Below are 11,810 nucleotides of genomic sequence, written 5' to 3' on the forward strand. Positions count from 1 at the left end.
CAGTGAGCAAACCTCAACCGGACACAGAAGGAGCAACTATCAAAAGTTCTGTAAGCGTTGTTTTAATAGAGAAGACAGTTACCGAAGCAACTACTCAAATTTCCTCACCAAATAGTTCTATGTGGAAATCCAATTGGATATCAGCGCAGAGATGAGGAGGAAAATCGAGAGTAGAATGAGCAAAAGCTCAGATGCAGTAAGCTTAGAGATTGCTTACCAGCAGTAGATAGAAACAGTTCACAATTTGTTTTGGCGGGAGTAATAGACCTTACCGCAATTTCTTTTCATACAAAGCAAATTCACACATCAAATATTCAGTGGGAGAGTTTACATGAAGCTTGTCATCCACAGCAAAAATATTGAAATCACCGATGCAATTCGGGAATATGTACATCAAAAGATTGAAAAAGCAGCTAGTCACTTTCAGAGCATTACAAATGAAGTGGATGTGCATCTGAGCGTAGCCCGGAATCCTCGAATTAATACTAGACAAGCAGCTGAAGTAACTATTTACGCTAATGGTAGTATTATCCGTGCCGAGGAAAGTAGTGAAAGCCTATATGCCAGCATTGATTTAGTTGCAGACAAAATTGCCCGTCAATTGCGGAAATACAAAGAACGTCGTCAAGATCACAAAACTCATGCCCAACCAACAGAAGTAGTTGTTGCAGAGTCGGTAGTTCCAGATTTAATTGGCGATCGCACCCCCGAACTACCTAACGAAGTCGTCCGCACCAAATATTTCTCCATGCCACCGATGACCCTTGCAGAAGCCCTGGAACAACTGCAACTCGTGGGACATGACTTTTATATGTTCCGCAATTCTGAAACTGGAGAGATTAATGTAATTTACGAACGCAACCACGGCGGTTATGGTGTGATCCATCCCCGCAATGGTAACGGTCATACTAACGGCAAGAATAGCAAGTCAAGCCACACTAATATTGTCATGCCGGAAAAGTTGCATTCTAAATAGGGAATGGGGACTAGGGACTAGGGACTAGGGACTAGGGACTGGGTAAAGAATTTCTCAGTACCCAATCCCCAATCCCCTCACTTCACAAGCTGTTGCAAAGTTTTCAGTGCTTCTTCAACATGACCTTTAAAGTTAAACATTGAATCAAACACGTATTGCACAACTCCTTGTTGGTTAATGACATAAGTAACGCGACCAGGGAATAAGCCAAAGGCTGCTGTTGCACCATATAGCTTCCGTACTTGGTCGCCTTTGTCAGTTAATAAGGTAAAAGGTAGATTATATTTTGCAGCAAATTTTTGGTGAGATTCGCTGGAGTCAGCACTCACACCGACAACTTCAGCGCCAGCGCTTTTAAACACTTCATACTGATCGCGGAAGGCGCAGGATTCAGCCGTACATCCGGGTGTGTCATCCTTGGGATAAAAATATAGGACAACAGCCTTTGTGCCGCGAAAATCTTGAAGGCTAACTGTTGAGCCATTTTGAGCAGGTAGAGTGAAATTAGGAGCGGTATCTCCAACTTTGATTGGCATAACAACTGGTGGTAATTATTTAACAAAATTTTACCTTGTATCCGAGTATATAAATTTTGCTTGATTACCTGCATCAGGCGGGGTAGCTTAGATACTCATCAAAGAAAAAATTCCCCTTATGCGCCTGACTTCACTGGATGTTTTTCGCGGCATTACGATCGCTGCTATGATTCTCGTCAATATGGCGGGAGTTGCAGATGATGTATATCCTCCCTTAGCCCACGCCGATTGGCACGGTTGCACACCAACTGACTTAGTATTTCCCTTCTTTCTCTTCATTGTTGGTGTAGCAATGACTTTCTCGCTGTCAAAGTACACCGAAGGTAATAAACCCACTTCAGTTGTTTACTGGCGGATATTACGCCGCGCCGCTATTCTCTTTGCCTTGGGATTACTACTAAATGGCTTTTGGAATCAAGGTGTTTGGACTTTTGATTTGAGTAGCATCCGCATTATGGGAGTGTTACAACGCATCAGCATTACCTATCTGTTGGCTTCCTTGATAGTTCTCAACCTTCCGCGCAAAGGTCAATGGATACTTGCAGCAGTAATACTCATCGGTTACTGGTTAACGATGATGTATCTACCAGTACCCGATTATGGCGCGGGAGTTTTGACACGAGAAGGTAATTTTGGTGCTTATATTGACCGGATAATTATTCCCAAAGCACATCTATATAAAGGTGATGGTTTCAACTTTATGGGAGATCCAGAGGGACTATTCAGTACTATTCCGGCGATAGTAAGCGTCCTCGCTGGCTACTTTACTGGTCAATGGATACGCAGCCAACCTGTACAATCACGCACAAGCATTGGGTTAGGATTATTTGGAGTTGGTTGTTTAATTATCGGTTGGGTGTGGGGGTGGACATTTCCCATCAACAAAAAGCTGTGGACAAGTTCTTATGTCGTCTTTACTAGCGGTTGGGCGTTACTTTTACTAGCAGCTTGTTATGAACTTATCGAAGTCCGGCTAAATCGTCGCTGGAGTAAACCTTTTGAAATTATGGGCTTAAATGCGATCGCACTTTTCGTTCCATCGGTTTTGTTGATTAAAATCTTAGTGAAAACCACTATCGGCACAGCTAAAGACGCTCCCAGTACCTACAATTGGATTTACCAGAACTTTTTCGCATCTTGGGCGGGAGTTCTGAATGGTTCTCTGTTATTTGCCATAGTCACCGTATTGTTATGGTGGGTTGTTGGTGTTCTGATGTATCGACAACGTTGGTTTCTCAAAGTGTAAATTTGAAACCAGGCATTAGAAAATGAAGATTTCAGTTGTTCTTTACGTTTTAGTGTTATCAAGGTTACAACAGGTATCAAGTGATAGATTTGTAACTCTCTAGGAACAAAGGCAATCGCAGCTTTATCTATACTCTTAATCAACTCATTTCCATTCTTCTTACGGGACTGATTAAAGTTCTGGTGTCTCGCTTCTTGAATTCTGAATAAAGAAGCGTGTACGGACTTATCTGTGCGTTGAAAATTCTTATTTCTTTTAATTCACTAAATTAATCCATAGAAAAATTGTGAGGTAATGGATGCGTCGCATTAAATTTTGGGTGCTTTTGCCAGTTACCCTGATATTGGGTTGCTCAAATCAACTGTTTCAATCTAGCCCATCTGTAGCAAACTCCAATCCAGCAGTAGTTGAACCAACCAGTCCAATTTTATTAGCAAAAGCGAGTTATCTTTCACCATTAGAACAACAGGTAATTGTTGAAACAAATAAGGTACGAACAAATCCCAAGTCATACCTTCCGATTATAGAAAACTATAGGAAACGCTTTGAGGGGAATCGAGTCAAAATTGCTAATAATACCTATTTGCGAACTCAAGAAGGAGTCAAAGCAGTCGATGAAGCGATCGCATTTCTGAAATCTGCACGTCCTGTAGGAGCGTTGAGTGCCTCGAAAGGGATGTCCTTAGGAGCAAAAGACCATGTTAAAGACCAAGGCCCAAAAGGTGCTACAGGTCATGATGGTAGCGATGGTAGCAACCCCTTTAATCGGATCAACCGCTATGGTAGATGGGAAACAACCGCAGGCGAAAATATCAGTTATGGGCCAAATACTGCCCAAGATATCGTCATGCAATTAATTATTGATGATGGTGTGCGCGATCGCGGCCATAGAAAAAATATTTTTAACGGCGCTTTTAAAGTGTCTGGCGTTGCTTATGGAACTCACAAATCATATAGAACAATTTGTGTAATTGACTACGCTGGTGGGTATAGGGAAAAATAATTCGAGATAGCGAGTGGGGACAATCCGGTTCGGTTAAGATCCCCCCGCCTTCTTTTTGCCAATAGTAACCATTCCAGGGCAGCAATCAGATGGTGATATTATCGTCCCCTTGCTGATTAATAGCTAATCGCAAAATTGATAATCCCAAAATTATCAAAAATAGCACTAGCCCAATTGTACAAGCATAGCTAATTTCCAAGTTACCAAAAGCTTGCTCATATAGATAATAAACAATCGTTTTAGAACTGCTGAGTGGCCCCCCTTGGGTCATAATATATACTTCTTCAAAAACTTTGGTCGCAGAAATAGCCGAAATCACTGCTACTAATGCTAAATATGGCTTCATTAAAGGTATGGTAATATCCCAGTGTTTGCTAATACCATCAGATCCATCAATGGCTGCTGCTTCATACACATCAGCAGGAATTGATTGCAACCCCGCTAAATAAATTACCATGTAGTAACCTAGCCCCTTCCACACGGTTACAGCCATGACGCTAGCTAGAGAAATTGGTACAATACCAAAAATTTTCGCTGGGCTAGTTAACCAAGGAATACCTTCTGGAAAAAGCCCCAAAGCTTTTAATAACTGATTGAGTAATCCATTTTCTGCATACAGCCATTTCCAAGCTATTCCCGCAACCACCATTGAAATTACTACTGGGGTGTAGTAGGCTGCTCTAAACCAATTCATCCCCCGCAGTTTCTGATTTACTAAAATTGCCAGCACTAAGGGGGCAATTACTAAAATTGGGACTACACCGACAAGATATAAAAAAGTGTTTTCCAAGGTTTTCCAAAAAACTGCATCCTTCCAAAGCTTGAAAAAGTTGGCGAAACCTATCCATTGCGGCGGCTGGGCGATATCTTCATAGCTAGTAAAGCTGAGGTAAAACGCTTGCAGTGCAGGTAAAAAGACTGTTAACCCCAAAAGAACTAAGGCGGGTAGTAAAAATAAATAAGGGGTAAGGCGCTGTTTGATGAATATCCAATTTTTAGGTGTCAATTGATTCATATAAGGTCTAATAGTTGTTTTCCCTTTGTCAGCAATAATTTGGGGATGTGAGTAGATTTAAGCTTCAATATTCTAAAGGCATATATTTGCAATCTGCTGTCACAACTCAGAGATTAACTACGATGGAAACTCAGCACAACCCGCCCATTGAACATCAAAATGTCCCCATTAACCACCGTGGGCTACATGAATTTTTGTATAGTTCCGACGACGAACACAGCGCCACTGAGGTGAGTATAACCCTTGAGATGGCAAACAATGGTACTGAAATCATTGACCTTGAATCTTGGAGTGCATCTGCTCAAAACGCTAAAATTGCGGGTGTTTACGCAGTATTAGATGCAGAACGCCGCGTGCAGTACATTGGCTATTCTCGAAATGTGTTGCTTTCCCTAAATAGTCATCTTCGCCAAAATGGTCAGCAAAAGTGTGCTTTTGTGCGTGTGCAAGCATTCAAGTTCCCCAAGCGTCAAGATATGGAAGATTTGCGAGATGCGTGGATAGCAGAACTCGAAACCACACCACCTGGTAATGCAACTGATGGCGAAATGTGGGCTAGTACAGTAGGCGAAGCTACGAAGGCAGTAATGTCGCAGGCAGAACGTCAAGCCTACGAGGAGAAAAAGCTAAAGCTGCGGAAAGCAATGGCTGACACAAGCCTCTCTAAAGAGTTAGAAACAATAGATGCGAGTATAGCCGAACGTCAGCGTCAGCTTGAAGCTGCTGTGACAAATGATGACTGGAGTGTAATTATCGACGCACAGACACAAGAAACGAAGTCTTAGGATGAGGTTGAGTCTTCTCGATATTTCCCACTTGGATAGCCCATTATTCTGTAAAAGGATGGGCTATACAGGTGTTTAGATCAATGTATAGTGAGGCAAAAACTGATTGGCTAGCATTTGTACGTGTAAATATAAACAACTTTAGTCAAGATATGATATGTCACAATCAAAGCCCAATAAATACTCTCCAAAGTTAACAGAGGTTACTCTTACAGCGAATTTTAATCAAACGTGCCACAGTTAAAAGTACTAAAACCAATATTGGACTTTGTTTTAGGATTTATTTTTGTGGTGGGTTTGATAAAAAACTGCTGTAATACAAGTAAATTAGAGTGTAAGTATTATATATGGGAAATACCCAAAACGAAAAAATTAGCAGGTTTAATTGTATTTAGTGGTAAGTACTTATATGGCTCGGCTGGCAGTGATGATGCACTTTTTATTAAATGGAGGATTAATGAGTTTTGTGAGCTAAATTTTCCACATCAAATCAGTGGATTAGTTGTTGACTTTAGAAGCTTAGATTATCAATGGGGTGATGATCTTGATGTTTATCCTCAAAAACTAAGAGGATTGGGGCAACCAGTTAGAATAATCGTTACTCCAGAAAGGTATGAAGCATTTAAAGGCGTATTAGATGAGCAAGAATTGTATACACATATAGAAGTTACTTTTGCTCAAATAGTAGAAGCATTAAAATCATAATGTTGCTTAAAAAACACCATTATTAATATTTGTTATTGAGTTATGCTGACACAGCAGAAATTGCACAAACTTGTAAACCAACAGGTGTTTGAATAATCACGGATTCCACGCCAAATACTTGGGCGATCGCACTTGGTGTCAGAACTTCTTCAGGTTTACCAACTTCCCAAAGATGACCTTGTTTTAATAAAGCAATGCGAGAACTATATCGTGCCGCTAGGTTCAGTTCGTGTAGAACGGTAACAATAGTTAATTCCTGGTATTGATTCAGACTTTTCAGTAGTTCTAATAGTTGTAGTTGATAGTTAATATCTAAAAAAGTTGTAGGTTCATCTAATAGTAAAACTTTTGGTTCTTGCGCCAGTGCTAAAGCTAAAAAAGCACGCTGTCTTTCGCCACCGGAAAGTTCTTCAACTAAGCGATCGCTCAATTTTTCTAGTTGCGTCTTTTTAATTGCAGCTTCAACTTTAACCCAATCTTGGGCGTTTAATTCCCACTGCCACCAAGATTGATGTGGTGTGCGTCCTAAACTTACTAATTGTCGCACTGTTAAGCCCACAGGAACCGTTTGTTGTTGCGGTAATAATGCCAGCTTCTGTGCAACCAAATTTGGGGGTTGAGAATGAATTGCTTTACCATCAAGTAGGACTGTTCCCTGCTGTGGGAAGAGAATACGACTCAGCAATTTGAGTAAAGTAGATTTACCTGAACCATTAGCACCAACTAAACTTAACCATTCTCCTGTTTGCAGTGTGAGATTAATGTCTTGAATAATTGGGACTGTAGTGTAACCGCCTGTGAGGTTTTGCAGTTCGAGTGGCATTTGCTAAAATTTATCGCGATCGTATCATGTCCGGTTAATTAGTTATGATTCCCATATCTGTGCAAAAATCGGAAAACCCTGTTTCCCCCTGCCCCCAGCAAGAACTGCGGTCTTCATGATAAGTCCTTAAGCTGACATGATATCACGGATAACCTCCGGGTTAATCACACTGAGTGTATTACAGTGGTAATCGAGTCAGTCGTTGCAAAAATCTAGTTTTTGCCCCCTTAATTCTCCTGATTTATCCCCTATAGAACTGTGTTGGTCGAAACTAAAGCAATTATTCTCGTTAATCCAAAACACTAGAAAATAGCGAAAAATTATACAAAGAGCAAAGACAAACTTTTGTAATAACTCTAGGTATAATCCCCAGTGAAGTATAAAGGGGGAAATTAGTTATTTAGGCAATATGAAAATTCGAGAATGGCTATCCTTCTTCAGTTCCCTTGCTAAATCACTCATAAAATACTGCGATTATTCAATTGGCTATCCACAGGGAAGAATAATGATGCTAGGTTTTCTGTGTCTAGGATTCGCTTTTTATTTTGGGCTGTTAAATGTTCTTGCTCAAAGTTTCCTGAAATGAATCTCTAAAGGGTTAGGAAGTGCGATCGCGTAATTAATCTGACGAAATCTAGATTATTCTTACTTTCGTTTCTTTTTGGGATTAGTCAGGTCTAGATTTAAAAAATCCTTTATGTCTTCTGGCAGAAATGTTGAATGCTGATACAAAACTTTACATTGTTAGTTACACTAAGTCTCAAAAGCTTAAATTAGTCAACAAAACCAGAAGTGTTGAATGTTAAGAGAACTTCGATAAAAATAGCCCAAAATATGGTATTTTGGGCGAAGGCTTAAACTATATTAGTTTAATTGTGATTATAAATTCATTTACCAAAATTGTCAAAGATATCCTGAAAAGCCTGCCAAAAAACGATTATCCAGTATTGAATAGTCGTCTATTCTTTGAGTGCTGGCTATTCTATGCTCTGGATAACAGTTTAACAAGTATGCGAGATTTATTTCAAAGATTAAATAACACCGGATTTTAAGTAGATATTTCTACATTTTCCAAAGCCAGTTCTCACCGCGCACAAAAACCCTTTCAAAAAAATTATCATAAATTGAATGAGACTGTTTAGTGAATTGTGTAAAATAATTCCCGTAGCCTGATGCGATCAACCCCCATGTATTGGGGGTTTTGAACCCAAAAGTTTCAGTTACCCTGAACCTGATTTAGTTTCCACCAAAGACGGTGTTTTAATTGCTCATCACGAAAATGAGATTTCTGAAACTACTGATGTTGCAAGCCATGCAGAATTTGCTCACCGTCAAACCACCAAAATAATTGATGGCGAATCAATAACTGGCTGGTTTGCTGGTTCATGTCTGGACTTTCCGCAATGAAGACTATTTTTCAATTTAGGTGTTGATGGCGTATTTAGCGATTACCCGGATACGGCTTGGGCTGTAAAGGAAAATCTTCGACTTAAACTTTCTTCCTCATAAAATCAAGGAATTGGGTATGCTTATCGCAAATAAAGGGCTGGGACTAGGAACTAATCCCTAATCCCCAATTTAACGAGAACTGCCCTTCAAGATCAGATTTGAGTCCAAAGTATAGAAGCCAATTTGGTTAGGAACCCTAGAAAATCGACCTGTCCGATAGCCTCTAGATAGTTCATTCAGCACCTTATTTTTGATCTCTCTAATTTCCTGAGAATCTAGTTCTCCATAAATTCCGGCGATGACTTCAGCAACGCTGAAAACTTTACCTGGATTTTGTCGTAACAGAGAGGTGAGAGCATCAATTAAGAATTGACCCTCAAAAGCTTTGAGCATCGGTACTGTTTTTGTCGGGGGTACGAAAGGCTTCTTATTTTTGTTTTTGATACTCCTAGAAGCACCATTGCGATTACTTGGGGCTACCAAACTTAAATCCAAAGTATAACAACCTGGCTCATCGGGAATAGTTACCCAATAATTCCTTTCTCTACCTTGGGTAAGGGAAGATTGAACTCTACCTTTAACTACTTTGAATAGATTGGCATCTAACTCTCCATAAAGCGATCGCACGATAAAATCGATATGACAGACAGTACCTATCTGCTCTTGCAATAGCTGTTTGATGGCTTCCATTCGGGAGATCGCGTGATTATACTGGGGTAGCATGGGAATTTCCGCCACCTTGGTTGAACTATCGTTGTTCTCTAGCGCAATCTTTGCATCTGACGATGTACTTGGAAGTTTTTTCTCTTTTGTATCAACAGCAGCAGAAAAGGAATTATCGATCTCAGCCCGATCTAATGTGACTTCTGACTGTAGAGACTCTTCCAAGTTGACTTCGTGGATGTCATCAAGAGGTGATAAAAACCGCAGAGAGCCTTCTTGGGAAACATTTGAGATTTCATCAGCCGCCGTCAGTCTTGATATCTGCTTATTGCTATCAGAATAAGACCAGTTAGACAACAACGCTTCTACATGATCGAGTTGCGATCGCGCCTGCACAAAGAGGCGTTCATACTCTTCTGTGAGGCGAGCATAATAGTCTCGTAATTCCAACAATGGTGATAGAAAATTGCCCGGAGGTGGTTCTAGTTGTCCATTTTGAGTCATAAGGCTTTTATAAATTTAAATCGATATCACTTTTGTAAGACATTGCTCTGGGTTTTGCTTTCTGAGATGTTGGCTGGGATTTCTTCGGCGCTTGGGGAGGGCGACATCTCTCACAATATAAGGGACGAGGCCCGAACGTCTCGCGTTTTGTCAGATCGTTACACTCTTTACAGACAAACTGGAAAACACGAGTATGAATCTGTCTTTTGTGCGCCCTGACAGTGTATTCCCTAACATCAATGAATTTACTTGCCATAATCGGGATTGTGAATTGCCGTCGAATCAATGTCCTATCAATATAGCTATTCAAGCAAATCAAAGTGCATCAGTGTGTGTTTATGTAGAAGTTTTATTCAAATCAGTTAATGGTAGAAGGGTAAGCTTAAGAAAGCCATGATTTCTGCCTAAAAAACAACCGCCTCCTAAAAACAGGAAGCGGTGTGCGATCGCTAATCAAAGTATGATTCCAGTAAGTTTTCTCGCTCTACTGCTGACTAGGAGCAGTTGATGGAGCCGCAGGTTGCGATTGAGGTTGTTGGCGTAAACGGCGCAAAGAGTCCCGTAACTTGTTCTGGCTAGTGTTGTTATCTCTTCGCCGCCGCTGATTTGTAGTTGGTTGTGGCTTTGGTGATGAATCGGTAGCCGTTTGCTCGCGCCGGATGCGGCGTAAAGACTCTCTAGCGCTTCCTTGAGTGCGAGTTGTGCTAGATGGGCTTGTAGGAGTATTTTCTCCTCTTTGAGGTTCTAAACGTCTACTAAACCCAGATATTGCTGGTTTTATGGCTCTAGCTTCGGCTGGTTTTTTAGCTGTAGCTTCATTAGATGAAGGTGCCAATTCTCTTCGCCTACGTCTTGGAGCTTCTTCTGTGGAGTTTGCAGCCGTTGTCTGCTGGGTTCTCTCTTGTGCTTGTCTTTGTGTTTGCCGTTCTTGAACTTGGCGCGATCGCCGCGAACCCTTTATGGCAAATTCAGTGGCGATCGAGACTCCTTGTCTGCCTCCTTCTGCGGGTTTTAATTTCCACTCACGCGCTTGTCTGGCGGTTTCTTCATCTAAGTCGCGGTTTCCACTAGAACGAGCAATCCGCACATTAGTCACATTGCCTTGTGCGTCAGTATCGACAGCTACTTCTACTCTACCTTCAACTCCTCCCCGTCTTGCTGCTTCTGGATACTTGGCATTACATTCACGGCACGCTGCACGACCATTACCATTACCTGAAGTATTAATTTTTGGAGGTGTTGGCGCTATTGGCGCTGTTGCTACTGGCGGACGTTTTTCTGTTTGATTGCCAATTCCATTACCAGTGCCACTGCCAATTCCACTGCCAGTGCCACTGCCAATTCCACTGCCAGTGCCACTGCCAATTCCACTACCAATGCCGCCGCCAGTAACAGTCCCAGTTCCTCCACCAGTGCCAGTACCACTGCTTGTACCTACAGCAATACCACTACCTGAACCTAAACCAACACCAGAGCCGCCACCCCCACCACCACCTTGAGGAGCAACAGTTGTCACAGGGACTGCTGGCTTGGGCGCAATTTCCCTGTTAGCTGGCTGTGGATTTTGAATAGTTTGTTGTGGTTGTTGAACTGGCTGTGGATTTTGAGTAGTTTGTTTTGGTTGTTGAACTGGTTGTGGATTTCGAGTAGTTTGTTGTGGTTGTTGTTCAACTGGCTGAATTGTTGATCTTTCAATAAATTCTTGTACTGGTTTTTGTATTGCTGGAGTTTCTATAGACTGTTTTTGAATAACTTTAGGTTCTTTTTTGGGTTCTTCTGGAATTTTTTCAACTGATTTTTCTGGTTCCGCAGTGGGAGAATCAACGATCGCTAACTCTATTGGTTCATCTTCTCCTGTGGGGACTCTCGTCAAATAATTACCTATGCCTGAAGACAGTACGCCGATATGCAGGGCCAGTGAACCTATCAGACTGTAAGTCAGAAAAGACTTGAGAGCCTCAACTTCTTTGGAACGTTGCTCGACAGTAATGCCAGAAAAGCTCATAGCTATTGCTACCTATTCTCACTAATTTAGTTATCTTAGAATGTAAGGTTATAAATATCAAGTCAACAATTAAAATTACTTGCGATCGCCTGACGGAACC

11 protein-coding genes and 2 pseudogenes are annotated in these 11,810 nt (G+C 41.3%); 7 read left to right on the forward strand and 6 right to left on the reverse strand.

From position 1 onward, the window contains the following. The first annotated feature begins 331 nt into the window (after window positions 1-331). Window positions 332-976 (forward strand): ribosome hibernation-promoting factor, HPF/YfiA family, encoded by a 645-nt coding sequence (gene hpf, locus V7K55_RS08525; RefSeq protein ID WP_334830123.1) that lies wholly within the window; start codon window positions 332-334, stop codon window positions 974-976. Window positions 977-1,053: 77 nt separating this feature from the next. Here the strand turns inward: hpf and V7K55_RS08530 are convergent, their stop codons facing one another. After that, entirely contained in the window at window positions 1,054-1,512 is a 459-nt protein-coding gene (locus tag V7K55_RS08530; protein ID WP_334830125.1) for a peroxiredoxin, read from the reverse strand. 118 nt (window positions 1,513-1,630) lie between these two features. Here V7K55_RS08530 and V7K55_RS08535 point away from each other — a divergent pair, with 118 nt between their 5' ends. Further along, on the forward strand, window positions 1,631-2,758 hold the full coding sequence (locus V7K55_RS08535) for an acyltransferase family protein (RefSeq protein WP_334830127.1): 1,128 nt from the start codon (window positions 1,631-1,633) through the stop codon (window positions 2,756-2,758). Between the two features lie 298 nt (window positions 2,759-3,056). Further along, on the forward strand, window positions 3,057-3,761 hold the full coding sequence (locus V7K55_RS08540; RefSeq protein WP_334830129.1) for a CAP domain-containing protein: 705 nt from the start codon (window positions 3,057-3,059) through the stop codon (window positions 3,759-3,761). Window positions 3,762-3,846: 85 nt separating this feature from the next. On the opposite strand, the gene V7K55_RS08545 is transcribed toward V7K55_RS08540, so the two are convergent. After that, window positions 3,847-4,776 (reverse strand): carbohydrate ABC transporter permease, encoded by a 930-nt coding sequence (locus V7K55_RS08545; protein WP_334830131.1) that lies wholly within the window; start codon window positions 4,774-4,776, stop codon window positions 3,847-3,849. Between the two features lie 86 nt (window positions 4,777-4,862). Here V7K55_RS08545 and V7K55_RS08550 point away from each other — a divergent pair, with 86 nt between their 5' ends. Together V7K55_RS08550 and V7K55_RS08555 are read left to right on the forward strand one after the other, a co-directional pair. After that, window positions 4,863-5,561 carry a GIY-YIG nuclease family protein gene (locus tag V7K55_RS08550; protein WP_334830133.1) on the forward strand — a complete coding sequence of 233 codons (699 nt, stop codon included), beginning with the start codon at window positions 4,863-4,865 and terminating at the stop codon, window positions 5,559-5,561. Window positions 5,562-5,792: 231 nt separating this feature from the next. Further along, window positions 5,793-6,266 (forward strand): hypothetical protein, encoded by a 474-nt coding sequence (locus V7K55_RS08555; RefSeq protein ID WP_334830135.1) that lies wholly within the window; start codon window positions 5,793-5,795, stop codon window positions 6,264-6,266. 40 nt (window positions 6,267-6,306) lie between these two features. On the opposite strand, the gene V7K55_RS08560 is transcribed toward V7K55_RS08555, so the two are convergent. After that, entirely contained in the window at window positions 6,307-7,089 is a 783-nt protein-coding gene (locus V7K55_RS08560) for an ABC transporter ATP-binding protein (protein ID WP_334830137.1), read from the reverse strand. An 875-nt stretch (window positions 7,090-7,964) separates the two neighbouring features. Here V7K55_RS08560 and V7K55_RS08565 point away from each other — a divergent pair. Then, window positions 7,965-8,228 (forward strand): annotated as a pseudogene (locus V7K55_RS08565) (IS4 family transposase); the annotation flags it as partial. An 82-nt stretch (window positions 8,229-8,310) separates the two neighbouring features. After that, window positions 8,311-8,466: pseudogene (locus V7K55_RS08570) on the forward strand (glycerophosphodiester phosphodiesterase family protein); the annotation flags it as partial. Between the two features lie 201 nt (window positions 8,467-8,667). Here V7K55_RS08570 and V7K55_RS08575 read toward each other — a convergent pair. From V7K55_RS08575 to V7K55_RS08585, 3 genes are all read right to left on the reverse strand, one after another. Continuing rightward, window positions 8,668-9,705: a hypothetical protein gene (locus V7K55_RS08575; protein ID WP_334830139.1), complete on the reverse strand. Its 1,038-nt coding sequence runs from the start codon at window positions 9,703-9,705 to the stop codon at window positions 8,668-8,670. 7 nt (window positions 9,706-9,712) lie between these two features. Further along, a complete protein-coding gene (locus V7K55_RS08580; RefSeq protein ID WP_334830141.1) occupies window positions 9,713-9,961 on the reverse strand; it encodes a hypothetical protein in 249 nt (82 codons plus the stop codon). Between the two features lie 228 nt (window positions 9,962-10,189). Continuing rightward, window positions 10,190-11,710 (reverse strand): TonB family protein, encoded by a 1,521-nt coding sequence (locus V7K55_RS08585; RefSeq protein WP_334830143.1) that lies wholly within the window; start codon window positions 11,708-11,710, stop codon window positions 10,190-10,192. Between the last annotated feature and the right edge of the window lie 100 nt (window positions 11,711-11,810).

The organism is Nostoc sp. (assembly GCF_036919895.1).
Classification (GTDB): domain Bacteria; phylum Cyanobacteriota; class Cyanobacteriia; order Cyanobacteriales; family Nostocaceae; genus Nostoc.